This window comes from Saccharomonospora marina XMU15, assembly GCF_000244955.1.
GTDB lineage: Bacteria > Actinomycetota > Actinomycetes > Mycobacteriales > Pseudonocardiaceae > Saccharomonospora_A > Saccharomonospora_A marina.
This window is the reverse complement of the sequence record NZ_CM001439.1, coordinates 2,620,796-2,643,601: the sequence shown is the minus strand read 5'-3', so window position 1 is coordinate 2,643,601 and position 22,806 is coordinate 2,620,796. Positions and strand designations below refer to the sequence as shown.

23 protein-coding genes and 1 pseudogene are annotated in these 22,806 nt (G+C 70.6%); 17 read left to right on the top strand and 7 right to left on the bottom strand.

The window, feature by feature from the left end; genetic code table 11:
• The first annotated feature begins 44 nt into the window (after window positions 1-44).
• Genes SACMADRAFT_RS12535 through SACMADRAFT_RS12520 form a run of 4 tightly spaced genes read left to right on the top strand, consistent with a single transcriptional unit; the run spans window position 45 to window position 4,112 of the window.
• Window positions 45-398, top strand: a complete 354-nt coding sequence (locus SACMADRAFT_RS12535; protein ID WP_009154190.1) for a hypothetical protein — start codon at window positions 45-47, stop codon at window positions 396-398.
• Window positions 395-2,080, top strand: coding sequence for a solute symporter family protein (locus SACMADRAFT_RS12530; protein ID WP_009154189.1), 1,686 nt, complete (start codon window positions 395-397; stop codon window positions 2,078-2,080). Before SACMADRAFT_RS12535 ends, SACMADRAFT_RS12530 begins: the two co-directional genes overlap by 4 nt.
• The gene (locus SACMADRAFT_RS12525) at window positions 2,077-3,348 is read left to right on the top strand and encodes a histidine kinase (protein WP_009154188.1); all 1,272 of its coding nucleotides are present in this window, start codon (window positions 2,077-2,079) and stop codon (window positions 3,346-3,348) included. Before SACMADRAFT_RS12530 ends, SACMADRAFT_RS12525 begins: the two co-directional genes overlap by 4 nt.
• Window positions 3,345-4,112: a LytR/AlgR family response regulator transcription factor gene (locus tag SACMADRAFT_RS12520; RefSeq protein WP_198285970.1), complete on the top strand. Its 768-nt coding sequence runs from the start codon at window positions 3,345-3,347 to the stop codon at window positions 4,110-4,112. The genes SACMADRAFT_RS12525 and SACMADRAFT_RS12520 overlap by 4 nt, the downstream gene beginning before the upstream one ends.
• A gap of 20 nt (window positions 4,113-4,132) precedes the next feature.
• On the opposite strand, the gene SACMADRAFT_RS12515 is transcribed toward SACMADRAFT_RS12520, so the two are convergent.
• Window positions 4,133-4,879 (bottom strand): PIG-L deacetylase family protein, encoded by a 747-nt coding sequence (locus SACMADRAFT_RS12515; RefSeq protein WP_009154186.1) that lies wholly within the window; start codon window positions 4,877-4,879, stop codon window positions 4,133-4,135.
• Window positions 4,876-5,372: pseudogene (locus SACMADRAFT_RS30900) on the bottom strand (AfsR/SARP family transcriptional regulator). The gene SACMADRAFT_RS12515 and the pseudogene SACMADRAFT_RS30900 overlap by 4 nt, the downstream one beginning before the upstream one ends.
• Window positions 5,373-5,783: 411 nt before the next feature.
• Between SACMADRAFT_RS30900 and SACMADRAFT_RS12500 the strand changes: the two are divergent.
• The 5 genes from SACMADRAFT_RS12500 to SACMADRAFT_RS12480 all read left to right on the top strand — a co-directional run bounded on the left by SACMADRAFT_RS12500 (window position 5,784) and on the right by SACMADRAFT_RS12480 (window position 8,375).
• Window positions 5,784-6,434 carry a TetR/AcrR family transcriptional regulator gene (locus SACMADRAFT_RS12500; protein WP_009154185.1) on the top strand — a complete coding sequence of 217 codons (651 nt, stop codon included), beginning with the start codon at window positions 5,784-5,786 and terminating at the stop codon, window positions 6,432-6,434.
• Window positions 6,431-7,081 (top strand): hypothetical protein, encoded by a 651-nt coding sequence (locus SACMADRAFT_RS12495; protein WP_009154184.1) that lies wholly within the window; start codon window positions 6,431-6,433, stop codon window positions 7,079-7,081. The genes SACMADRAFT_RS12500 and SACMADRAFT_RS12495 overlap by 4 nt, the downstream gene beginning before the upstream one ends.
• Complete coding sequence (locus SACMADRAFT_RS12490; RefSeq protein ID WP_009154183.1) at window positions 7,078-7,557, top strand: nitroreductase family deazaflavin-dependent oxidoreductase; 480 nt, start codon at window positions 7,078-7,080, stop codon at window positions 7,555-7,557. Before SACMADRAFT_RS12495 ends, SACMADRAFT_RS12490 begins: the two co-directional genes overlap by 4 nt.
• A gap of 72 nt (window positions 7,558-7,629) precedes the next feature.
• Window positions 7,630-7,869 carry an ATP-dependent Clp protease adaptor ClpS gene (locus SACMADRAFT_RS12485; protein ID WP_040925671.1) on the top strand — a complete coding sequence of 80 codons (240 nt, stop codon included), beginning with the start codon at window positions 7,630-7,632 and terminating at the stop codon, window positions 7,867-7,869.
• On the top strand, window positions 7,866-8,375 hold the full coding sequence (locus SACMADRAFT_RS12480) for a DUF2017 family protein (RefSeq protein ID WP_009154181.1): 510 nt from the start codon (window positions 7,866-7,868) through the stop codon (window positions 8,373-8,375). Before SACMADRAFT_RS12485 ends, SACMADRAFT_RS12480 begins: the two co-directional genes overlap by 4 nt.
• Window positions 8,376-8,420: 45 nt before the next feature.
• Here SACMADRAFT_RS12480 and SACMADRAFT_RS12475 read toward each other — a convergent pair whose 3' ends face one another.
• Window positions 8,421-9,323, bottom strand: coding sequence for an EamA family transporter (locus tag SACMADRAFT_RS12475; RefSeq protein ID WP_009154180.1), 903 nt, complete (start codon window positions 9,321-9,323; stop codon window positions 8,421-8,423).
• Between the two features lie 95 nt (window positions 9,324-9,418).
• On the opposite strand from SACMADRAFT_RS12475, the gene SACMADRAFT_RS30895 reads away from it, so the two are divergent.
• The 5 genes from SACMADRAFT_RS30895 (at window position 9,419) to SACMADRAFT_RS12450 (ending at window position 13,583) form a co-directional block, all read left to right on the top strand.
• Window positions 9,419-10,060, top strand: a complete 642-nt coding sequence (locus SACMADRAFT_RS30895; RefSeq protein ID WP_009154179.1) for a CGNR zinc finger domain-containing protein — start codon at window positions 9,419-9,421, stop codon at window positions 10,058-10,060.
• 24 nt (window positions 10,061-10,084) lie between these two features.
• Complete coding sequence (locus tag SACMADRAFT_RS12465) at window positions 10,085-10,798, top strand: alpha/beta fold hydrolase (RefSeq protein ID WP_009154178.1); 714 nt, start codon at window positions 10,085-10,087, stop codon at window positions 10,796-10,798.
• A 443-nt stretch (window positions 10,799-11,241) separates the two neighbouring features.
• Window positions 11,242-11,967, top strand: a complete 726-nt coding sequence (locus SACMADRAFT_RS12460) for a FadR/GntR family transcriptional regulator (protein WP_009154177.1) — start codon at window positions 11,242-11,244, stop codon at window positions 11,965-11,967.
• Window positions 11,968-12,121: 154 nt separating this feature from the next.
• Complete coding sequence (locus SACMADRAFT_RS12455) at window positions 12,122-12,853, top strand: sterol desaturase family protein (protein ID WP_009154176.1); 732 nt, start codon at window positions 12,122-12,124, stop codon at window positions 12,851-12,853.
• A gap of 166 nt (window positions 12,854-13,019) precedes the next feature.
• Entirely contained in the window at window positions 13,020-13,583 is a 564-nt protein-coding gene (locus SACMADRAFT_RS12450) for an HdeD family acid-resistance protein (RefSeq protein ID WP_009154175.1), read from the top strand.
• Window positions 13,584-13,665: 82 nt separating this feature from the next.
• Here SACMADRAFT_RS12450 and SACMADRAFT_RS12445 read toward each other — a convergent pair whose 3' ends face one another.
• The 4 genes from SACMADRAFT_RS12445 to SACMADRAFT_RS12430 all read right to left on the bottom strand — a co-directional run bounded on the left by SACMADRAFT_RS12445 (window position 13,666) and on the right by SACMADRAFT_RS12430 (window position 18,402).
• Window positions 13,666-14,682: a Gfo/Idh/MocA family protein gene (locus SACMADRAFT_RS12445; RefSeq protein ID WP_009154174.1), complete on the bottom strand. Its 1,017-nt coding sequence runs from the start codon at window positions 14,680-14,682 to the stop codon at window positions 13,666-13,668.
• Window positions 14,683-14,726: 44 nt separating this feature from the next.
• The gene (locus tag SACMADRAFT_RS12440) at window positions 14,727-15,692 is read right to left on the bottom strand and encodes an NADPH:quinone oxidoreductase family protein (protein ID WP_009154173.1); all 966 of its coding nucleotides are present in this window, start codon (window positions 15,690-15,692) and stop codon (window positions 14,727-14,729) included.
• Window positions 15,693-15,840: 148 nt separating this feature from the next.
• On the bottom strand, window positions 15,841-17,556 hold the full coding sequence (locus SACMADRAFT_RS12435) for an alpha/beta hydrolase (protein WP_198285968.1): 1,716 nt from the start codon (window positions 17,554-17,556) through the stop codon (window positions 15,841-15,843).
• A gap of 78 nt (window positions 17,557-17,634) precedes the next feature.
• On the bottom strand, window positions 17,635-18,402 hold the full coding sequence (locus SACMADRAFT_RS12430) for a CPBP family intramembrane glutamic endopeptidase (RefSeq protein WP_009154171.1): 768 nt from the start codon (window positions 18,400-18,402) through the stop codon (window positions 17,635-17,637).
• A 257-nt stretch (window positions 18,403-18,659) separates the two neighbouring features.
• Between SACMADRAFT_RS12430 and SACMADRAFT_RS12425 the strand changes: the two genes are divergently transcribed.
• The 3 genes from SACMADRAFT_RS12425 to SACMADRAFT_RS12415 all read left to right on the top strand — a co-directional run bounded on the left by SACMADRAFT_RS12425 (window position 18,660) and on the right by SACMADRAFT_RS12415 (window position 22,687).
• Window positions 18,660-19,646 (top strand): PaaX family transcriptional regulator, encoded by a 987-nt coding sequence (locus SACMADRAFT_RS12425; RefSeq protein ID WP_009154170.1) that lies wholly within the window; start codon window positions 18,660-18,662, stop codon window positions 19,644-19,646.
• 141 nt (window positions 19,647-19,787) lie between these two features.
• Window positions 19,788-20,930: an ABC transporter ATP-binding protein gene (locus SACMADRAFT_RS12420; RefSeq protein WP_009154169.1), complete on the top strand. Its 1,143-nt coding sequence runs from the start codon at window positions 19,788-19,790 to the stop codon at window positions 20,928-20,930.
• The gene (locus SACMADRAFT_RS12415; RefSeq protein ID WP_009154168.1) at window positions 20,927-22,687 is read left to right on the top strand and encodes an ABC transporter permease; all 1,761 of its coding nucleotides are present in this window, start codon (window positions 20,927-20,929) and stop codon (window positions 22,685-22,687) included. Before SACMADRAFT_RS12420 ends, SACMADRAFT_RS12415 begins: the two co-directional genes overlap by 4 nt.
• Window positions 22,688-22,806: the final 119 nt, after the last annotated feature.

Sequence of the window (22,806 nt, the reverse complement as noted above, 5' to 3'; positions counted from 1 at the left end):
GCGGAACAGTTCTGCTGCGCCCGTTGCGGCAGTAGGGTCCCGATGTGCCTGCGACCGACGACGATCCGCGGTTCACCGGCCACGACCCCGGGGACGAGTACGACGCGCCCGCGGACGTGGACGCGGCCTTCCGCACCGTGCGCCGCGTCGTGGTCGGGCACTTCGTCGTGTTTCTCGGCGTTGTCGTCGCCGTGCCGGTACTGACGCTCACCGTCGACTGGTGGTCGCGGGGTCGCCTCGTCGGCGGCATGACCCCGAGTTTCGTGCTGGCCGCGTTCGGGCTGTACGTCTTCTTCTTCCTGCTCGCGGCCGCGGCCGCGACACTGTCCAACGCGGTGGAGGACCGCATGCTCGGTGAGCAGCAGGACCTTCCCGACACCGGAGACGAGCGACCGTGATCGCCGCGAGCCTCGCGGTGCTGGCCGCCCTGCTGGTCAGCGTCCTGGTGGTCGGCCTCGTGCTGCGACCGCGCGGAGCCTCGACGCTGGAGTTCTACCTCGCAGGCAGGCGGGTCGGCGTCGTCACCAACGCGTGCGCCATCTGCGGCGACTACTTCTCCGCCGCGTCGTTTCTCGGCGTCGCCGCCGCGGTCTACGTCTCGGGGCTGGACGGCGTCTGGTACGCGACGGGGTTCGCCGCCGGTTTCGTGCCGGTGCTGCTGTTCGTCGCCGCTCCGCTGCGCCGCTTCGGCGAGTTCTCCATCCCCGACTTCCTCGGGCGCAGGCTCGACTCGGAGCGGGTGCGGCTCACCGCCGTCACCGTGGTGCAACTGGTGATCCTCTCCTACCTGGTGCCGCAGGCGGTCGGCAGCGGCCTGACGTGGGAGCTGCTCGTCGGAGCTGGCTTCGCCGGGCTCTCGCCGTACGTCACCGGCGTGCTGGTGTCCACAGTGGTCATCGCACTGCTCGTCGTGGTCGGCGGGATGCGCGGCACCACCTGGACGCAGGCGGTGCAGTTCCTGCTGCTGCTCGCGGTGTTCATCTGGCTGGCGGTCGTGGTGATCGGCTCGGGCTTCGACTACCCGAGCGCGGTCGACAAGCTGACCGACGAACCGCTCGCCAACCCGGTCCAGGTCGACGGGCAGTGGCAGCTGCGTACCGAACCCAGCCGACTGGAGTCGGGCGAGTCCGCGTTCTTCGGCCACCCCGGCGGCCGGTACGGCCCGCTGGGGCAGATCACGCTCATCGTCACGCTCGTGTTGGGCACGGCCGGGCTGCCACACGTGATGAACCGGTACTTCACCAGCCCCACCGGCACGGCCGCGCGCATGACGACCGTGTGGGTGCTCGGATTCGCTGGCGCGTTCTACGCGCTCGCGGTGATGCTGGGAACGGCGGCGCGGACGCTCGTGGCCGACGCGGCGACCGATCGGCCGTGGCTGGCCGCCCTCACCGTCGACGGCGTGCTGCGGGTGCCCGAGTACGCGCCGCTGGTGCTCGGCCGGATCTACGGTGGCGAAGCCGGACTCGCGATCGTGGCGATCGGCGCGCTCGTCGCGGTCCTCTCGACCATCGCGGGACTGCTGCTGGCGTCGGCGGCGTCCTGGGGCCACGACGTCTACGAGCGGCACATCAACCGCGACGCTACCCAGCGGCAGGCGGTGTGGGCGGGCCGCTGGGCCGTGCTGGTGGCCGCGGCGCTGTCGGCGGGGCTGGCGCTGCTGCTGCGCCCGTACTCGCTGACCGCGCTGTTCCCCTCGATCGTGGCCACGATGGTCACGTGGGCGTTCGCGCTGGCGGGGTCGGCACTCGCGCCCGTGTTCATCCTGTCGATCTGGTGGCGGCGCACCACGGCGACGGGCGCGGTGGCCGGGATGACCGTCGGCGCGCTCACCGCGGTCGCGCTGGTCGCCGCCGCGCCCTCGGTCGGCGAAAGTGACCTCGGCGAGTTGCTGCTCACCCCCACCATCGTCGCCGCGCCACTGGCAAGTGTGGTGACCGTTGCCGTGTCACTGCGCACCAATCCGCCCTCCGATGTGGACCGGCTGTGGCTGAGGCTGCACGGCACCGCGGGCGACCGCAGGGCGGTACGGCTGGCGAAGCTCACCATCGCGGGCGTCGGCACGGGGAAACGGCGATGAGGAACGGCAGCCTTCCGCTGGCGATCGCGGTCGTGGGCACATGGGGGTTCGTGTACCTGTTCACACAGGTGCTGCCGGACCCGCCGCTGGGCGTCGAGGCAACCATCGCGATCGGCCTCGGCCTCACGCTCATGGTGACCATCGGCTACCCGTCCGCGCTGCGCGGCCCCCGGCGCTCGCCGCGCCGCGTCGCGGGACGGCAGAGCCACACGATCGCCGCGATGGGCCGCTCGATGCCGCTGCGTTCCGGGCTCACCACGGAGGCAGCGGGCCGCGCCGTCCGGTTCCTGCATCCCGTCCTGGGCGGAGACGCCGTCGCGATCACCGACCGCGAGCGGGTGCTTGCCTTCCTCGGACCCGGCTCCGACCACCACACCGTCGGCGACCGGCCGAGGACCGAGGTGTCCTCCCGGGTGCTCGCCAGGGGCAGGACGATCGTCGTACGCGCAAGGGACCGCCTGGGCTGCCCCGAACCGGACTGCCCACTGCGGACCGCCGTCATCGCGCCACTGGCCATCGGCAAACGCATCGTGGGAACGCTCAAGGTGTACCGGTTGGACGACATCCCGCCGCCCAAGGACGTGGTGAAGGGCCTGGCCGGGATCATGTCGCTGCACCTGGAACTGGCCGAACTGGACCACGAGCGCAAGCTCGCCGTCGACGCCAAGCTCGACGCGCTGCGCGCCCAGATCAACCCGCACTTCCTGTTCAACACCCTGAACACGATCGCGTCCAAGGCCCGTACCGACCCGGAGGAGGCGCGCAGGCTGCTGCTGCGCCTTTCGGACTTCTTCCGCTACGCCGTCCGGCAGGAGGGGCACCTTGTCGAGTTCGGACAGGAGTACTTCTTCGTGCGCACCTACCTGTCCCTTGAGCAGGCCCGCTACGGCGAGCGGCTGCGCGTGCGCTACGACGTCGACCCGCAGGTGCTCACCGCGCACGTGCCCGTGCTGACCATCCAGCCGCTGGTGGAGAACGCGGTCAAACACGGCCTCGCGAGCAAGGTGGACGGCGGCACCGTGACACTGAAGGCCAGGGTGGACCCGCTGACCAGGACCACCTCGATCCGGGTCTGCGACGACGGCGTCGGCATGTCCCCGGAACTGCTCGAACGGCTCACCACGGGCGAGGGTGACGCCGAGGGCGGGGTCGGGCTGCGCAACATCTCGCAACGGCTCGAGGCGCTCTTCGGCGAACGTTACCGTCTCGACATCCAGTCCGACTACGGTGACGGGACCATTGTCGACCTGCGAATACCCTTGGGATGATCGGCATGCGTGCCCGTTGCCTGATCGTTGACGATGAGGCGCCGGCCAGGGAGGAGCTGCGCTACCTCCTCGGCACGTTCGACCACGTCCAGGTGGTCGGCGAGGCGACCAACGCCGAGGAGGCGCTGGTCCTGCTCCGATCGCTCGCCTACGACCTCGTCCTGCTCGACATCAAGATGCCCGGCGGCACCGGGCTGGAGGTCGCCGAGGCGGTGCGCGACGCGCCGAACGCGCCCAAGGTCATCTTCACCACCGCCTACCCCGACTACGCGGTCGACGCGTTCGACGTGGACGCCGTCGACTACCTCGTCAAACCGTTCGACGCGCAGCGGCTGGGCAGGGCACTCGACCGCGCGCTCACCGCGACCCCCGAGGAGACCGAGACCGCGCCACCGGCCAGGAGCGAGCAGGCCAGGAACTCCCAACCCGACCCGCTCGGCCGCATCCCGGTGCAGCAGGGCGGTCGCACCGTACTCATCGACGAGTCCGCGATCCTGTACGCCAGCGCCGCACGCGGCTACTCCTACCTGCAGCTCGCCGGGGAACGGGTACTGGTCAGCCTCTCGCTGAACGAGCTGGAACGCAGGCTCGGCAAGCACTTCTTCCGCACCCACCGTGCGTACCTCGTCAACCTCAACCACGTTCGGGAACTGCGGCCCGACTTCAACGGTGCGCTCGTGCTGGTGATGGACGACCACCGGCGCAGCCGCGTCGAGGTCTCCCGCAGGCACGCCCGCGAGCTGCGCCGGTTGCTCGGGCTGTGACCGGTGCGGACCCAACGGGGTCAGCGCCGCGAGAAGTCCGCCGCCACGAAGGACTCCTCGGCGTTGTTCCAGCGGTAGTCCCGCTCGCCGAGCAGCGCCATGGCCCGCGCGGTCTGGGTGTGCATCGCCGCGAGCGCCGCGATCTTTCGATCGAGCGCGGCTCCCTCCAATCGGAGCCGGACGGCCAGTTCGGCGGCGGGCACCCCGCGAGGGCGCTCCTGGGTCATGAACACGCCCCACCGCTCGTAGGTCTCGCCCCACTCGCGCAGGTGTTCCTCGGTCACGCACGCGTGCAGCACCCGTCCTGGACGGCCCGCTTCCTGCCAGGCGCGCGTGACCCACGCCGACACGGTCCGGTGGTCCGGGTGGAAGGTCATGCCGTCCTCGCCGAACGTCAGGATCGTGTCCGGCCGCACCTCGGTGAGGATCTCGCTCAGCGCACGGACCGGGCCGTCCGGGTCCAGCCCGGCGAGCCCGCCGTCGGGGTAGCCGAGCCAGCGGTGTTCGGTCACGCCGAGGATCGCCATCGCCGCCGCGGCCTCCCACCGACGCACCCGCGCCAGCCGCTCGGGCGGCCAGGCGGAGGGGTCGTCGGTGCCGTGCTCCCCTTCGGTGGCGCAGACGCACACCACCCGCAGGCCCGCCTCGACGGCGGCGGCCATGATCCCGCCGCAGAGGTAGGTCTCGTCGTCCGGGTGGGCCCAGATCGACACGATCGTGCCGAGCCGGGCCACCCCCGTCACCTCAGTCACCTCGGGCTCGCTCACCTGAGCGCCACTCCCTTTACTCCGTTCGTCATGGCTTCGACGGTGCGCGGCGGCGTCGCCTCCCGGGGAGCACTCGCGCTGGCGTCGTCGCCGAGCAACCTGCGGTACAAGGTCCGCGAACCCGGGGCCGGGGTCGATCCCAGCTCGGCCGCGAAGCGCCGCCGGTAGGCCTCCGCCGCGGCCAACGCTTCGGCGGTGTGGCCGCACCGGTGCCTCGCGCGCATGAGCAACAGCTGCACCCGCTCGCTCAACGGGTCGGCCCTTGCGGCTTGCTCCAGGTCCGGCAACAACCCCAACAACGCTCGTGCCGCAGCTGTCGCCGCCATTCGGTCAGTCGTGCCCGTTCGGACTCCAGCGGCAGCCGGTCGGTCAGGTCGGCCAGTGGCTCCCCACGCCACGCGCCTACCGCCTGCCCCAGCAGCCGCGCGGCCTGCTCCGGGTCGGGGCAGGATCTCGCCTGTTCGGCCAGCCGCTCGACCCGGCCGATGTCCACCTCGTCCTCGGCGATGTTCAGCCGGTACCCGGCGGCCTCCTTGGTGATCCGGTCGGTACCCAGCAGCCGTCGCAGCCGCGATAGGTGGCTTTGCAGGTTCCCCAGCGCGTTCCCGGGTGGTTCGTCCGGCCACAGTGCCTCGATCGGTTCGGCGGTGCTCACCGCTCGCCCGCGCGCGAGTGCGAGCTCAGCGAGCAGTACCCGCTGCGGTTCGCCGGCAGGTGTGGCCTGCTCGGCATCGAGCAGGACCCGCACCGGTCCCAGCAGTTCGACCTCCACCCGTGCACCGGACACCCCGACATTGTTGCCCTGCTGACCCACCAGGGCCAACGCCCCCTGCGTGAAACAGTGTGGACCGGCCGGTCCTCACTTCTGGACCACGTGTGGACCACGCGGTCCACACGGTTTACGATGGTAGCTGTGAGCGATTCCGCGACAACGTCACTGCCTCCGGAAAGGCGGCGACGACTGCTTGAGACCGCGGCGAGGGAGTTCGCGGCCGCAGGCTACGAACAGGCCTCCCTCAACCGGATCATCCGCGCCTGCGGCATGAGCAAGAGCTCCTTCTACTACTACCTCGACTCCAAGCGAGAGCTTTTCGAGCTGGTCGTACGTGAATTGAGCGACAGCCTCGTGCGGCAGCTGCGGATTCCGGAGGCGGAGGAGTTCGCGGTCGATTTCTGGGCCAGCACCCTGCGACTGCTCGAACGACTGGCCGACCTCGCCGAGCGCGAGCCACTGTTCACGGACCTGGGCAGGATGTTCCACCTGCCCGGCGTGCCGACCGGGCACGGCGCCGCCGTGGACTCGGCCGTAGCAGCGGCCGAGGGCTGGCTCGACCGGGCGCTGGCAGCGGGGCGCGCACGTGGCGCGGTGCGCGACGACCTACCGCTCGGCCTGCAGCGGCACGTGACGTTCGCGGTGCTGCGGGCCTTCGACGAGTGGACCCTGCGGCACCTCGCCGCGCTGGAGCGAGCCGAGAGTGAACGGCTGGTGCGCGCGCAGTTCGAAGCGCTGCGGCGACTGCTCGCGCCCCGGCACGAGACGGAGGAGAACGCGTGAACCCGCAAGCCCCGCCCGGCATCGCCATCGACTGGCACATCCCACCGACCCGGCCCGGACCCGCCGGGGCGCTGCGGCGCTTCCTCGGTCCGGGCCGGACACGCGGGGAGAACATCGCCGAAGCGGCGGGACAACTGGTGGGCATGTCGCTGCTGGCGGCCTACCTCGCCGCGACGGGGGGCTGGAGCGACCGGTCCCCGCTGCAATTGGCCGTCCTCGCCGTCATGGTGTTCGACCTGGTCGGCGGCGTGCTCACCAACGCGACCAACCCGGCGAAGCGCTGGTACCACCGCCCCGGGCACGGGTCGCGGCGGCGGTTGCTGTTCGTCGCCTCGCACCTGGCGTATCTGGTGGCGGTCCCCGCCGTGCTCGACGCGGGCGGGTGGGTCTGGTTCGTGGTGAACACCGCGCTGCTGCTCGGTTCGGCCGTGCTCATCGAGGCGTTACCCGTCGAACTCAAGCGCGTCAGCGCGGTGGGCCTGTATCTCGGCGCGGTGCTGGTGAACCTGACCTGGCTGCCGCTGCCCGCATGGCTGGCGTGGTTCGGCCTGCTGTTCTACCTCAAGCTGCTCGTGTGCTTCCTCGTGCCGGAGGCGCCGATGGTCGGCACGCGAAGGTCCCCTACCGGAAACGGAGTGCGCGGATGAGAATCGTCAAGGAAGTCCGGCCCCCTCGCGGCGTGCTGCGGTGGGCGTTCCGGTTGCCGATCCACCTCTACCGCGCTCGTCTCGGTTGGCTGCTCGGGGCGAGAATGCTGCTGTTGCACCACACCGGCCGTGTCTCCGGTAAGCCGCGCCGGATCGTGCTGGAGGTGGTCGAGCACACAACAGACGGTGGCTACGTCGTGGTTTCGGGATTCGGGCGCAAAGCCGACTGGTACCGCAACGTTCGCGCGAATCCCGACGTCACCGTCCAGGTGAGCGGTCGCACGATCCCCGCGACAGCCAGTTCGGTGCCCCGGCAGGAGGCCGAGGAGATCATGGTGCGCTACGGCACGAAGCGACCCAGGGTGGCCAGGTACCTGCTGCGGACGCTGATGGGCCTGGAGGTGGACGGCAGCGAGGCGGACTTTCGCGAGGCGGGCGGGCACCTGCCCATGGTGCGGTTCGGGCCCCGAAGCTGAGCCGGATCACCGCCGGATCACCGTTTCGCATCGGTGCGCCTTCGCCCCGGCGGCCCGTGTGATGATCCCCGGGTGCGACGGGACGGGCAGTGGCGGGTGCGGCTGCACAACGACGAGGTCAACTCCGCGCCGCAGGTCACCTACGCGCTCAACCGGGTGTGCGGCAAGCCTCCCGAGGAGGCGGTCGAGCTGATGCTGGAAGTCCACAGTCGACGCATCGCCGAGGTCGCGACCTTCGCCGAACGGGAAGCAGCGGAGGAGTTGGCGGTGCGGCTGCAACGGTACGGGCTGCACGCGAGCGTGGCCCGATGACCGGCGACGCGCTGTGGCACGACATCACACTGGACCACTTCGAGGCCGTCCGGGTGGCTGACGGCGTCGCGGTTCGCATGTCCGCCAATGTCGCCGCCACCCTTTCCCACCACGCCGGCGAGCTGGTCCGCTTCCTCGACGCCGACGAGGTGCCGCGTGGCGCTTTTCCACGACGCACGCCGGCCGCGGCCACGGTGCTGGCTCGGATGTTTCCCGACGCCTACCGGAGCAGGGACCAGGCGCGGGCGTTTCGGGAGCGGCACCGGGACCGGCTGCGTGACAGCGCGGCGGCCCGCCGGGTGCGCGACCAGCTTGCCACCGCACCCACCCTTGTGCTCGGCGCCGACGATCTCGACGACTGGCTGACGACCTTCGCGCTGGCCCGGTTCCTCTACAGCAGGCGAAGGCGGCGGCGTGCGCGGTTCGATCTGACCGCTGCGTGGTTCGCGTTCGTGCTCGACAGTCTCGTGCTGGCCGCGGCACCTGAGTTGGCGGCGCAGCCGTGACCACCCCGGCGCCCGAAAGGCGCGCGGTAGCCCGCACCCGCCGCCTCAGCCAGGCTCGCGGTGCAGCGCGACGCCCGCGACGACCAGCGCGACGCCGAGAGCTTCGACCGGCGTGGGCAACTGCCCCAGCACGGCGATTCCGATGACGGTGGCGGTGGCCGGTAGCAGCGCGACCATGACCGCGTAGGTGGCCCGGGCCAGCCGCCGCATGGCGAGCTGGTCCAGCACGTAGGGGATGACCGACGAGGTCACCCCGACGCCCACCGCCGCGCCGATCGCGACCGCATCACCGAACGCGGGCAGCGCATCGGTGATCCCGACCGGAAGGGCGACCACGGCGGCGATCAGCATGGCCATCGCCAGACCGTCGATTCCCGCGAGTTGGCGGTGCCGCGACACCCGGTGCGCGATCACGATGTAGCCGGTGAACAGGAGCATGTTGGCGGTCGCGAACGCGAAGCCAGCGGGCGAGCCGCTCAGACGCACGTCGGCCAGCGCGGCGACGCCTCCGACCGCGAAAACCAGGGCCGCGACGTTGCGCGGACTGCGGACGCCGATCGCGGCCAGCAGGACCGGACCGGCGAACTCGATCGCCGCCACCGTCCCCAACGGCAGCCGATCGATCGCCAGGTAGAAGCAGGTATTCATGATCGCCAAGACGCACGCCCACCCGACGATCGCCCGCTTCTCCCCCGCGTTCGCCCGCGCCCACCGGCGCCACGGACGTCGCCATGCCGCGAAGACGACCCCGGCGGCCAGGATGCGCAACCAGGCGACGCCGAGCGGCTCGATCCGTGCGAAGAGCAGCACCGCGAAGGCCGGGCCGAGGTAGTGAAAGATCGCCGAGACCACGAAGTACAGCTCCGCGGGGATCCGGTCGGCCGCGGTGGGAGCCGCGGCGCGGGTGCCTTCGGGCGGCTGCGGGTCTCGGGTGTTCCGGCGAACCATGGCGCGTCCCTAATGCTCTAAGTGATTGTAGGTAGTTAGGAATGGCAGCACGACTCTGCTAACATGTCAACAAAGATTCGACCGTTAGGAGCGGAGTGGCTCGTCCCGTCGACCTGGACCCCGGCACCTACGCCGGGACGTACAAGCTCGTGGGTGGCAGCCTGGCCCTGGATTTCGCGAACCTGGTCAGCTACCGGGGCGACCACAGGGAACACGACTGGCTCGATCCGCCGAGCAACGTCTCACGTTGGTGTGCCGCCGTGGGTCTGGACGCGGCCGTTGCCGAACCGCCTGCCGAACTGAAGCGGTTTCGCGAGGTCACAGCCCGAACCTTCCTCGCGATCGCGGAGGGTGCTCGGCCGACGGACGCCGACCTGTCCGAAATCGGAGCACGGGCGGCCGGCGTGTGGGCCCGTCGACGGCTGCGGTTTCCGGCCGAGGCGAGCGCGGCCGAATGGGTGGTTTCGGCCGCGTCGTTGTCGGACGAGGTCGCCGCCGCCGCGGCGGCTCTGCTCACCTCGGCGGATGCCCTGCTTCGCGTCTCGGCGTGCTCCGGTTGTGGCTGGCTGTTTCTCGACACGAGCCGCAACCGTCGACGCCAGTGGTGCGACCCGGCCGACTGCGGCAATCGTGCGCGCCAGCGACGGCACTACGAGCGACACGCGCAGTCCGCGCAGGCGAAATCACGGTCGTCGCCCCGCGGCGCCGCGGCTTCGTCGCAGCGGTCGGCGACCTGAGAACCGAGTGGAGCCGTTGCAGAGATGAACCCCACTGTGGTCCTGCTGCACAGCCCGCTTGTCGGCCCGCACACCTGGCGGGCGGTGCGGGCTCACCTCGACGCCGCTGGTAGGAGGGCCATCCTGCCCGACCTGCGCCCGCCCGCGCGGCCGAGGCCGACCCCGGGCCGCGTCGCCGCCGCGGCTGCCGCCGCGATGGAATCCAGCACCCCACCCGGGCCGGTGACACTGGCCTGCCACAGCATGGCCGGGATGCTGCTGCCAGGGATCGCGCAGGCCACGCGACGCCGCGTCACCGGCGCGGTCCTCGTCGACTCGGCGATGCCGCGACCAGGCGTGACGTGGTTCCAGACGGTTCCCCCCGAACTGGCCGGGCAACTTCGCGACCTCGCCGAAGACGGGCGGCTTCCCCCGTGGCACCACTGGTTCCCACCCGAAACGCTGACCTCGATGCTGCCCGACTTGAGCATCCGAAAACGGTTCGAGCAAGAGATACCCAGGCTGCCGCTGTCGTTCTTCGATGAACCATTTCCCGGAAAGTCCGGGTGGGCCGCGTCGATCCCGGTGGGCTACCTGCTGCTCAGCGAGGTCTACCGCACGACGGCATCACAAGCGAGCGCACTGCGGTGGCCGGTGTCGAGACTCGACCTGCATCACCTCGCGCCCGTGAGCCATCCCGAAACCGTGACCGACGCGATCCTGGCTGTCCTCGGCGAGCTGCACGCCGGGTCCCGCTGAACAGAGCGCGACGACGACTCGGCGAGAGTTCCGTGCTCACCTCACGATTCCGCACTTCTTCTCGGGCGACCTTGCGGGCGATCTTCTCGATGTCAGCCTTGGTGGACTCACCCGTCCTGGGCTCGTGCACGGCCTGCGTAAGCAGTCGCCGCACCAGTGCCGATGTAGGGATGTGCTCAGCGGCGGCACGCTGCCGCAGCTGAGGCGTCAAGGGTGCGGCTGATGCGCAGGCGGAGGGAGACGTCCGAAGCGGCGGCATTCTCCGCAGCTTGGGCCTCGGCGGCCTCCGCTTCTGCTGCGGCGACCTGTGCGCGGATCTCCCTGCGCCGGGCACGACGCGACATCGTGCCGCGCAGTGAGACGGCTTCGAGCAGCTCGGACTCGCCGATGGAAGCTGGTCTTACCAGTTGACCTCTGGCCACTGGCCGGCCTAGGGTTGCGGCATGACATTGCGGCCCGTCTCTCGTCGCTCGGTGCCCGACGAGGTGTTCCAGCAGATCCTCGACGGCGTGGTCGGCGGCGACTTCTCCCCCGGCGACACGCTGCCGAGCGAGCGCAGGCTCGCCGAGGTGCTGGGCGTGTCCCGCCCCGCTGTCCGGGAGGCACTGCAGCGGATGGCGCAGGCGGGGTTGGTGGAAGTGCGGCAGGGTGGTAGCACCAGCATCAGGGACTTCCGCACGCACGCCGGTCTGGACCTGCTGCCTCGGCTGCTGCTGCGGGCGGGCAACCTGGACCTGCGGGTGGTGCGCAGTGTCCTGGAGGCGAGGTTGGCCGTCGGTCCGAAGGTGGCGGGCCTGGCGGCGCGCCGCGCGGGCGAGGCGCTGCGCGCGCCACTGACGCAGGCCATCGCGGCACTGGAATCCGACTCCGACCCGGTTTCCCGGCAACGGCACGCGCTGACGTTTTGGGACCACATCGTCACCGGTGCGGACTCGATCGCGTTCCGGTTGATGTTCAACAGCCTGCGCGCTGCCTACGAGCCCGCTCAGCAGGCCCTCGCGGGCGCGATGGCGTCCGAAGTGGATCGGGTCGAGGCCTATCGCCTGCTCGCCGACGCGATCACCGAGGGCGATGCCGACGGTGCCACCTCGGCCGCCGAGGACCTGCTGGCACCGGCCACCGAAAAGCTGCTGGCCATGATCCGCGACCTGGAGCAGGAGGCGACGTGAGCCACCATCGCCTTTCCGCTCACAGGAGCCGACCGGAGTGGGCCCCAGCTGCGGCACGGTCTTCGGCCACAGCAGGGAGGATACCCCGCGGAACACCGGAACCGAAGTGCGCAACCGTCCTCGACCCGCTGTCCCGCAAGGAAACGGAGGCATCGTGACACGCCCCGAGCAGACCGAAAGCACCACTGTGGACGCTTCCGCGCGGGCACGGGTTCGCGCCGACGAAGCGCGCCTTTCCGCGAGGAGCAAGCCGCTGCCGCTGGCGGGGGCGTGGCGGGAGTTCTGGCGGCACCCGTCGCCGTGGCTCATCAGCGCGGTGTTCGCGGCGAGCGTCACCGCCCGGCTGTTCGTCGGTGACTGGCGGCTCGGCGACGCGATCGTGCCCGCAGCCATGGTGGCGTCCTTCCCGTTCGTGGAGTGGATAATCCACGTCTGCGTGCTGCACTGGCGGCCGCGTCGGGTCGCGGGTGTGCGGATCGACCCGCTGGTCGCCCGAAAGCACAGGGAGCACCACGCCGATCCGAGGGATGTGCCGCTGGTGTTCATCCCGTGGCAGGTGTTGCTGTGGCTGTTGGCGGCGCTCGCGCTCGTCGCGTGGCTGGCCTTCCCCCGCACCGGTCTCGGGCTGACGTTCCTGGTGTCGGTCAGCGCGATCGGGTTCGGCTACGAGTGGACCCACTATCTGATCCACAGCGACTACCGGCCCCGCACCCGGCTGTACAAGGCAGTCTGGCGAAACCACCGCCTGCACCACTACAAGAACGAGCACTACTGGTTCACGGTGACGACCGCGGGTACCGCCGACCGGTTGCTGCGCACCTACCCCGATCCCGCGGACGTGCCCACCTCCCGCACGGCGAAGAACCTGCATCGCGACGCGGCCTGACAGCGGACCTGCGCCACCTCCCACGGCCCTGCCGGGTGCCGCTCGAAGTCCACGCACCTGCGGGACCTTCGGCCCTGTCCGCCCTGGTCATCGCGGCGTTGGCTCGGCGGTGAGTGCTGTGGGACCCACAACCGGTCCCGCGGCCTGCGACCGAGGGAGGTAGCACATGCTCTGGCTGTTCGTCGGGGGATGGCGCTGGTTGGCCGTTCGCGGCGTGCTGGCCATCCTGTTCGGGGTCGCCACGCTGGTGTGGCCCGGCGTGACGCTGTGGGTGCTGATCCTGTTGTGGGGTGCGTTCATGCTGGTGGACGGCGCCTTCGGGCTGGTGGCCGCCATCACCGACCGGGTCGAGCGCAATCGCGGCTGGTGGGCGCTCGCCGGGATAGCCGGGATAGCCGCGGGCGTCATCGCCCTGGTGTGGCCGGGTGTCACCGCGCTGGCACTGCTGTTCATCATCGCCGCCTGGGCGCTGATCGTCGGCATCTCCCAGCTCGCTACCGCGGTGCGGTTGCGCAAGGAGATCGAGCACGACTGGGTGATCGCACTGACGGGAGTGCTGTCCGTTGCGCTCGCCGTGGTGCTGTTCGCCTCGCCCGGTGCGGGCGTGCTCGCGATCACCTGGGCGATCGGCTGGTTCGCCACGCTGTTCGGGGTGCTGCTGTGCGTGCTCGCCTGGCGGGTGTGGCGGCAGAGCCGCGAGCGGTCGCAGGCCGACCTGGCCAGCCGCTGAAAGCCCGGGCCGCTGAGAGCCACCGCCGAGAACCACTGCAAGCCACGAAACGGACCGGCCCGGTCCGGTCGACGGGTGCGGCTCAGCCGCCCGCGTCGACCGGCTCGCCGCGCGGGCGGGGTTCGAACCCGGCGGCGCGGTAGCAGGCGTCGATGAGTTTCATCGTCTCCAGCGCGTCGTCGGCGTCGTTGCGCAACGGCGCGCCTTCGCGCAGGTGGGCAGCGAACGCCTCGAGCTGGTAGGTGTAGGACGCTCGCCTGCCCGGTTTCTCGACACGGCTGCCGTCACGGCCGCTGACGGTGACGCGGTCGTCGATGTCGGGTCGCACGAAGTCGGCCGCGACCGCTTCCGCCTTGCTGCCGATGATCCGGCAGGTGAAGCGTCGCTCGCCTGCCGCCATGTGGCAGCGGGCCCTGCCCGTTGCCCCTGCCGGGAACTCCAGGTCGGCGTACAGCCACTCGTCGACGCCTGGCCTGCCCTCGCGTTGCCCGCCGCCGGCCGCGACAAGGCGAGGCGCTCCGCCCGCCCACGGTGCGAGCATCCTGTGCGCGTGCAGGCTGTAGCATCCCAGGTCCATCAGCGCGCCCCCGGCGAGCCGGTGTGACCAGCGCGGATCGTCGTCGGCCGGTGCGGGCATCATCATGTCCACCTCGACGGCTCTCAGCTCGCCGAGTTCTCCGGAGTCCAGCAGTTCGTGCAGCCGCTTGGTGACCGGGTGGTGCACGTAGTGGAAGCCCTCCATGATCGGCAGTCCTGCTTCGGCGGCCACCGCGCGGACCTCGGCGGCCTCCTCGGCGTTGCCTGCGAACGGCTTCTCCGTGAGCACCGGCTTCCCCGCGCGTAGTGCGGCGATGTTCCACGGGCCGTGCAAGGCGTTGGGCAGTGGGTTGTAGACCACTTCGACGTCGGGGTCGGTGACCACTTCGGCATAGCTGCCGAGCACGCGTTCGACACCGTGACGCTCGGCGAAGTCCCGTGCCCGTGCCTGGTCGCGGGCGGCGACGGCGACCAGCCGATGCCCGGTCTCGGCTGCCGGTGCGGCGATCGCCTTGCCCGCGATTCTCGCGGCGCCGAGAATGCCGATACGGAGTGGCCGCACCTGACCTCCAGCAGTTCGATTGGTCCACACCCGAGGCGTTCGGTTCACCTCGGCAACAGCACGACCTTGCCCGTGGCCCTGCGTTCGTCCAGTTCGGTCAGCGCGGCCGCCGCCTCGGCCAGCGGATACGCGTTGCCGATGGGCGGGTCCAACCTGCCCTGTTGCAGCAGCGGCAGCAGTTCCTCCCACTGCTGGCGCAGGTACTCCGGCCGCCGCTGCCAGAAGGCTCCCCACCCGACGCCGACCACCGCGATGTTGTTCAGCAGCAGGCGATTCACTTTCACGGTGGGAATCTCACCCGCGGTGAACCCGATAACGAGCAGTCGACCTTCCGGCGCCAGCGCGCGCAGCGAGTCGGTGAACCGGTCGCCGCCGACCGGGTCGACCACCACATCCACCCCCGCCCCTGCGGTGAGCTCACGCACCTGTTCGAGGAAGCCGTCCGAGGAGACCACGTCGTGTGCGCCCGCGGCCCGCGCGATCTCGGCCTTGCCCGGCGTGGAGGTCACCGCGATCACCCGTGCGCCGAGCGCGGCGGCGAGCTGGATCGCCGCCGTTCCGATCCCGCCCGCGGCGCCGTGCACCAGTACCCGCTCACCCTCGCGCAGTGCCGCACGCCGGCACAGTGCGAAGTGGACGGTGAGGTAGTTCATCGGCAGGGCGGCGGCCTTGCGGAACGAGATGTTGTCGGGGATGCCGAACACCGCCTTCGGGTCGGCGGCGACGACCTCGGCGAATCCGCCGAGCCCTGGGAAGGCCGCGACCCGATCGCCGGCGCGCACCCCGGCGCCCTCCGGCGCCGAGCGGACCACCCCCGCCACCTCGGTGCCGGGCACGAACGGCGGGTCCGGTTTCAGCTGGTAGAGTCCGCGGGTCTGCAGCAGGTCGGGGAAGGTCACCCCGGCGGCGTGCACGTCGATGAGGACGGCGCCGTCACCGTCGGGCTCCGCGATGTCGGTGACCCGTACCGCCGACGGCCCGTCCAGGGTGACGATCTGCACTGCCCGCATCCGGCGTTTCCTCCTCGGTAGCGGGCCGCGTGCCCGCATCGGCGGCCCGCGTCAGCGGGCGTGGACATGATCGCATCGAGACTGTAGCCGCAGCGGCCGCGCGCACGCCAACACCAACTCGACACCTCGCCGCGGCCGGCGCCCGAATTCAGCGCTCGATGGTTTCCAGCACCGAACGCAGCCGCAGGGTGTCGGCGGCCGTCCAACCCGGTGGCGGGGCCACGGCCGCCCAGGTGTCCGCGAAGAGCGCCCGGTAGTTGTGCCCGTGGCCTGGCGGCACGTCCTGGGCGTAGGGCAGGTCCGCGGTGAGCTGCCAGAAGGTGAACAACGGCAACCACGTCAGGTGCGGTGAAACGTCCGGAGCCCTCGGCTCGACCAGCCAGTCCGGCCGGGCCACGGCGATCTCGGGGTCCCAGAACACCACCGGGTCGGAACCGTGCTGCAGGTACACCATCCGCGGCCACTGCCACCTCGCCTCGGGCGCCCACAGGTCCCGCGAGGTGGACGCGAACCGCACGGTGCGGCCGGAGTCGTACACCGGCAGCCACTGCGGGGAGCCCGGGTCGCGGTGATTCACCAGGAACTGGTGCAGCGGGCCGGCCGACGGCGGCCCCGCCAGCACGACACCGTCGGTGCGTCCGCGTACGTCGGCGAGGTCGTCGAAGGCGGCCTCGATGCCGAACGCGCCCAGGCTCGTCCCGGTCACCAGCAGCTTCGGCCGCCGCTCCGCCGGCAGCGCCGCCCATGCCCGGTGCACCTCGTCGAACAGTTCCTTACCGGTCTGCTGTGCCCGCTGCCGGTCGGTGACGAAGGAGAACCAGCTCGGCAGGAACGAGTACTGCATGCTCACCACGGCGGTGTCGCCGTTGTACATGTACTCCAGCGCCTGCACCGCGGCGGGATCCACGGTGCCGCTGCCGCTGGCCTGCGCCACGACGAGCACCTTCCTGTCGAAACCGCCCGCCCTGCGCAGGTCACGCACTGCGAGCGCGGCACGGGTGGCGACATCAGGTGCGGAGTTGAGCCCGGCGTAGATCCGCACCGGCCGTTGGGCGGGTGCCCCGGAGAATTCCGACAGCCGCGCGACAGTCGGCGCGCTGGTGACGAAGTTCTTGCCGTGACGGCCCAGTGAGTCCCACGGCAGCAGTGAGGCGGGGCTGCCGGAACGCTGCGGTGCCAGTGGCATGGAGACGTCCTCGCTGACGGGGCGGTCCGGTGTGCCGAACGCGTCGCCCGAGGCGTTCACCAGCGCCCGCCACAGCAGGCCGTTGGCCAGCGCTGCCACCAGCACGAACACCACGGCGACAGCCAGTGCCCTCGCCACGCGCGGCCGCACCCGGGGGGTGAGTTTGGCGGTGAGTGCCCGTACCAGCCAGCGCAGCAGCCGAAACGCCGCGATGATCAGCAGCAGCGCGGCCGAGGCCACCGCGAGCATCGGCAGCCAGGCGTAGGGGTCGGGTGGCGGCATCCCCATCAGCAGGTGGAGCCTGCGCTGCCAGTCCTGTCCCAGCCACAGCGTCCAGGCCAGCACCGGGATGCCCAGCAGGGCCAGCAGCAGCCACGAGACGCGACGGGCCTTCGCCGAGGGGGACGTGCCCGCCAGCGTCCGCACGAGCCGGCCCAGCGCCACGCCGACGCCGTAGCCCACGGCGGCCGTGATCCCGGTGAACGCTGCCTGCAGCAGCCAGCCTCGCGGCAGCAGCGAGGGGGTGAACGAAACGCTCGCGAACGCGACGGTCCCGATGAGTCCGGCGAGGCTGTAGCGAGGCGGCCACAGCGCCCGCAGTCGCCGGGCCGCGCGCGAACCCAGGCGCTTCCATACCGGCTGCTTGGCCTGCCGCCGGACGGTTACCGACCCCACCACGCCGCCATCATGGCAGGTCATGAGCAACCCGGGGTGGTGACAGCGACGCGCGTCGCCTCTCCTGATCGGGTGGCAGGCTCAGGCAGCCAGCTGCCACGCCACAAGGCCGAACAGCACACCGAGGGAGTTGGTGGCCCAGTGCATTCCCGCGCTGGCGAGCACACTGCCGCTGCGTCTGCGCAGTTCGCCCGCCACGATGCCGCCGACGGCGGTGAAGGCCACCGTCCCCGCCACCACCAGCACCGTGGTCCACGGGCTTTGGCTGGACACGACGTCGCTCAGCCCCTGGTTGGCACCGGTGACCTGCAGCGACGGCAGTACGTGCCACAGCCCGAACAGCGCCGAGGAGGTCAGCAGCACCCGCCATGCGGTCATGTGACGCGACAGCATGCCCCACAGCACCGAGCGGAAGGCCACTTCCTCGAGCAGGATCGTGCCCAGCGGGATCAGTACGAAGGCGGTCAGCAACGCCTGCGACACGCCGGAGTGGTACCTGGCGTCGAGAAACAGCGACCGGGTCATCGGTAGTGACACGCCGATGACGTAGATGCCGATCACGATGGCGATCGCGGCCAGTCCCCACAGCAGGCCCGAGCGCAACCGGTCCCTGCCGAGCCCGAGCTGTGCCCAGCTGAGCCCGTGCCTGCGGGCGAACAGCAGCAGCCCTGCCGCCGCGACGACGCTCACCGACACCCCCGCCCAGGGCAGCAGGTTCTTGGCCAGGTTGAGCACCACCAGCGCGGCGATCACCACGGCCGTTCCTACCAGCGCCACCTTGCGGGGCACGGGGCGAATACGCGCATGTTTTCCGGTCAGGTGCGCCAGTACCGATTTCACTCCAGCCATCACAGACCAGTATGCGTCGCGCCCGTGGCCGGGTGCCCTGCTCACGCCGTGGCAAGGGCCACCGGCGGGGGCGGAATACCGCTGGGCCCCGATCCGGTCCGACGGCACTATGGGGACGTAGGGATCACAATTTGGCTCCTGTTTTGATGATCCGGCGCTTGCGGTACGGCGCAAAACCGGAGTCGAAACATCATCCGCACGGCACAGCGGTAGGCTTGGCCGGCCCGCCAGAACCGGACGAGAGCACCCACCCAGCCATGACCACCACCGCACCGCACCGACCCAACGGGGCGCGACCGCAACAGCTGCTGAGGTCGCTGCTGGGTGACTTCTGGTACTGGCGCGAGGAGCATATCCCCTCCGCCGCGCTGGTGGAGCTGCTCGCCGAGTTCGACATCACCGCCGCGGGTGCTCGCACCGCCATGCGCAGGTTGGCCGCCCGAGGTCTGCTCACCGTCCGCCGCGACGGCCGCACGACCGCGTACGGCATCCCGCCCAGGACGGCGGCGGTGATCGTCGAGCACACCCACCGGATGCTGACGTTCGGCTCCTCGCCCCCGGAGTGGGACGGCGCGTGGACCGTCGTGGCGTTCTCCGTGCCCGAGGAGGAACGCGGGCTGCGAACCGCCCTGCGCACGAGGCTGCGGGTACTCGGGTTCGCGCCGCTGTACGACGGCGTGTGGGTATCCCCGCACGAGCTGACCGACGCCGCGGCGGCCGCGCTGCGGGAGCTGGGCGTCAGCGCGGCGACGGTGCTGCGCTGCACCGAGCCGCGACACCGCACCGGCAGGCACCCCGCCGACGCCTTCGACCTTCGAGAACTCGCCCAGGAGTACCGCGGGTTCGTCGAGCGCTACGAACCGGTGCTGCGGCGGGCGACCGCGGGCCGGATCGACCCGGCCGAGGCGCTGCGCATCCGCACCGAACTCGGCGCGCAGTGGCGCGATTTCCAGCGGCTGGACCCGGACCTGCCCGCCGAACTGCTGCCGCGGGATTTCCAGCGCGACAAGGCGCAACGCGTCTTCGTGGAGATCTACGAACGCCTCGGACCCGTCGCCGAGCTGCGGTTTCGGCAGGTCCTGGCCAGGCGTGCACCGGAGCTGGCGGAGTTGACCACGCGCCACGACCTGGCGAGCGTGACGAAGCTGCTGCACTCGTTGGGCGACAGGGCACACGGCGACACCCCCTTCGAGCAGGCGACGGCGGCGTGGCGACTGGCGGAGGCCAAGCGCGAGCACTGGTGAGATCACCAGAGCTGGTTCCGGTGTAGGGCCGTGCGGCAAATTAGGCGTCAATCTGTTGACGACCGGATCACCAATCGGCGATAGTGTTGGCGCCATTCGGCCCGGGTCTCGTGCCCGACCGACCTCGAGGAGGAGTGGGACATGGATGTCCTACCCAAGCGGGACAAGCCCGACCCGGTCGTGCGGGTCAGCGGTCTCGCGAAGCGATTCCGCCGCAGGGACGGCTCCACCGTGCCCGCCATCGACCAGGTGTCCTTCGACGTCGAGCCCGGTGACTTCGTCGTGCTGCTCGGGCCGAGCGGCTGCGGCAAGACCACACTCCTTCGCTCGATCGCGGGCCTGGAGACGCCGGACGAGGGCAGCATCAGTTTCGGCGGCACGGTGCGCTTCTGCTCCGCCTCACGTATCAACGTCCCGCCGGAGCGGCGCGGCGTGAGCATGGTGTTCCAGTCCTACGCGCTGTGGCCGCACATGACCGCGCTGAGCAACGTCGCCTACCCGCTGCAAAGCCGCGCGGATTCACGGCGGGACAAGGCCGAGATCGCCCGTCGGGCCCGCGCCGCGCTGAAACTCGTGGGCATCGCAGAGCTGGAAGGGCAGTACGCGGCGCAGCTCAGCGGTGGCCAACAGCAGCGGGTGGCGCTGGCACGCGCACTGGTCAGCAACGACTCGCTGGTGCTGTTCGACGAGCCGCTGTCCAACGTTGACGCCAAGGTCCGCGAACAGCTGCGCATCGAGCTGCTGACGCTGCAGCGAGAGCTCGGCTTCGCCGCCCTCTTCGTGACGCACGACCAGGCGGAGGCGATGCAACTCGGTAACCGGATCGCTGTGCTACAGGCCGGGCGCATCGTGCAGCTCGCCTCGCCGCTGGAGGTCTACACGCGGCCGGCCAACCGGTACGTCGCCTCGTTCGTCGGAACGATGAACGAGGCGCTCGGCAAGGTCACCGCGATCAAGGCGGACACCGCGGTGGTGGACACCGACCTCGGCACCGTCACCGGCAGGCTCGGCGCGGGCCGGATCGGGGTCGGCGACCGCGTCGCGGCCATGTGGCGCCCGGAGAACTGCACCCTGTCGACCTGCGACCCGGTGGCCGCGAACAGGTTCCGTGGCCGGGTGCGGGCGTCGCTGTTCGTGGGCCCCTACACCGAGCAGGTCGTCGGCATCGGCGACCGCGAGCTGCGGGTACAGGTTCCTGGAGCCGGTCTGCTCGACGCAGGCAGCGACGTGTGGGTCGAGGTTTCCGAGGTCGATGTGCTGGTGCTGCCCGCGGAGGACGCGTGATCACCTCGACGCCACCTGCTCCGGTGGGCGGGCGGACCCGGCTGCGCTCCCGGCTGCCCGGCCCGTTCGACACGGTGAGCCTGCTGATCGGCGTGGCGCTCATCGCGATCGTCATGGTTCCGCTGCTTCGCGTGCTCGTCGGCATGTTCTGGGTGGACGGCGGCTTCACGATCCGACCGATCATCCGGACCCTCACGCTGCCAGGGCTCGGCGAACTGCTGCTGAACACCCTGATCGTCGTGCTGGCCAGCAGTGCGGTCGCCTGGGTGATCGGGATCGGGTTGGCCTGGCTCAACGAGCGGACCGACGCCAGGATGGGGCCGCTGACCGACTCGCTTCCGCTGCTGCCGTTCCTGCTTCCGCCCGTGGCGGGCGCCGTCGGGTGGGTCATGCTGCTCTCCCCCCGTGCCGGTCTGCTCAACAGCTGGCTTCGCGACGCGCTCTCGGTTGTCGGGATCTCCGTGGACAGCGGGCCGTTCAACATTCACAGCTGGTACGGCCTGATCCTGGTGTACGCCTTCTACGCCGTGCCGTTCGTGTTCATGAGCGCCTCGGCGGGGTTTCGCACCCTGGACTCCTCGCTGGAGGAGGTCTCGCGGCTCAGCGGCGCCGCGACCCTGCGCACGCTGCGTAAGGTCACCTTGCCCGTCGTGGCACCCAGCCTCGGCGCAGGCGCGCTGCTCGCCATCTGGTTCGGCATGGGGATGTTCTCGCTGCCCGCGATCGTGGGGACACCGGCGGGCATCGAGGTGCTGTCGGTGCGCATCGTCGAACTGCTCACCTTCAGCTACCCGCCGGACACCGAGGTAGCGGTGGGGCTCAGTGGCTTCGTGATCGCGTTCGTCGGCCTCGCCTACTGGCTGCAGTTGCGCATTCTGCGCCGGGGCAGGCACGCGGTGTTCAGCGGGAAGGGTGCAGCGGCGCGCAGGATCGAGCTGGGCGCGTGGAAGTGGCCCGCTCGTGCGCTGATGCTGGGCTACGTGCTGTTGTCCACGGTGCTGCCGATGCTGGCGCTCGTGCTCGTGTCACTCAACGGTTTCTGGACACCCGACATCTCGTGGGGCTCGTTGAACCTGACCGCGTTGCGGCAGGCCGTGTTCGACGACCCCGTCACCAGCCAGGCGCTGGCCAACAGCCTGGGACTCGGCGTCGTGGGCGGGCTGATCGGCATCCTCGCGGCCGCGGCGGTCGCGCTCTACGTCGCCCGCCACCGGACCGCGCTCGCCACCTCCGTCGACGCGGGCATCAAACTGCCCGCGGCGGTGTCCAACATGGTCATCGCCGTCGGCATCCTGTTGCTGTTCGGCGGAGCTCCGTTCCTGCTCTCCGGGACGCTGGCCATCCTGCTGATCGGCTACCTCGCGCTCTACCTGCCGCAGGCCTCGATCGCCGCGGACGCGGCCGTGAGCGGAGTCGGTACCGAGCTGCCCGAGGCCTCGGCGGTGTGCGGCGCCGGTCCACTGCGGACATTCCGGAAGGTGTACCTGCCCCTGATGACCCCCGGCCTTGTCGCGGGCTGGGCGTTGCTGTTCATCAGGATGGTCGGTGACCTCACCGCCTCGGCGATCCTGGCGGGCACGGGCAACCCCGTGGTCGGGTTCCGCATCCTCGAGGTCTTCACCGGCGGGTCCTACGCATTGCTCGCCTCACTGGCAACGGTGCTGGTGCTGCTGACCGGCCTGGTACTGGCAGCCGTGCTCGCCTACACCCGGCGTGCCACCAGGACCGGTGTTCCTACCAAGGTGGCGGGCGTGTGACTCGCGAAGTCCCCGCCGCCGGCGGATTCCCTGTTCGCCACAGCCCTCTTCGCGACAGTCCTCTTCGCCACAGTCCTTTTCGCCACAGCCCTTTCGCCACAACCCTTGTTGCCACAACG

Bases quoted from the DNA above. Each gene is read 5' to 3' on its own strand.
- SACMADRAFT_RS12525 (WP_009154188.1), top strand. From the start codon at position 2,077: ATGAGGAACGGCAGCCTTCCGCTGGCGATCGCGGTCGTGGGCACATGG.
- SACMADRAFT_RS12520 (WP_198285970.1), top strand. From the start codon at position 3,345: ATGATCGGCATGCGTGCCCGTTGCCTGATCGTTGACGATGAGGCGCCG.
- SACMADRAFT_RS12500 (WP_009154185.1), top strand. From the start codon at position 5,784: ATGGTAGCTGTGAGCGATTCCGCGACAACGTCACTGCCTCCGGAAAGG.
- SACMADRAFT_RS12490 (WP_009154183.1), top strand. From the start codon at position 7,078: ATGAGAATCGTCAAGGAAGTCCGGCCCCCTCGCGGCGTGCTGCGGTGG.
- SACMADRAFT_RS12480 (WP_009154181.1), top strand. From the start codon at position 7,866: ATGACCGGCGACGCGCTGTGGCACGACATCACACTGGACCACTTCGAG.
- SACMADRAFT_RS12475 (WP_009154180.1), bottom strand. From the start codon at position 9,323: ATGGTTCGCCGGAACACCCGAGACCCGCAGCCGCCCGAAGGCACCCGC.
- SACMADRAFT_RS12465 (WP_009154178.1), top strand. From the start codon at position 10,085: ATGAACCCCACTGTGGTCCTGCTGCACAGCCCGCTTGTCGGCCCGCAC.
- SACMADRAFT_RS12460 (WP_009154177.1), top strand. From the start codon at position 11,242: ATGACATTGCGGCCCGTCTCTCGTCGCTCGGTGCCCGACGAGGTGTTC.
- SACMADRAFT_RS12450 (WP_009154175.1), top strand. From the start codon at position 13,020: ATGCTCTGGCTGTTCGTCGGGGGATGGCGCTGGTTGGCCGTTCGCGGC.
- SACMADRAFT_RS12440 (WP_009154173.1), bottom strand. From the start codon at position 15,692: ATGCGGGCAGTGCAGATCGTCACCCTGGACGGGCCGTCGGCGGTACGG.
- SACMADRAFT_RS12430 (WP_009154171.1), bottom strand. From the start codon at position 18,402: ATGGCTGGAGTGAAATCGGTACTGGCGCACCTGACCGGAAAACATGCG.
- SACMADRAFT_RS12425 (WP_009154170.1), top strand. From the start codon at position 18,660: ATGACCACCACCGCACCGCACCGACCCAACGGGGCGCGACCGCAACAG.
- SACMADRAFT_RS12420 (WP_009154169.1), top strand. From the start codon at position 19,788: ATGGATGTCCTACCCAAGCGGGACAAGCCCGACCCGGTCGTGCGGGTC.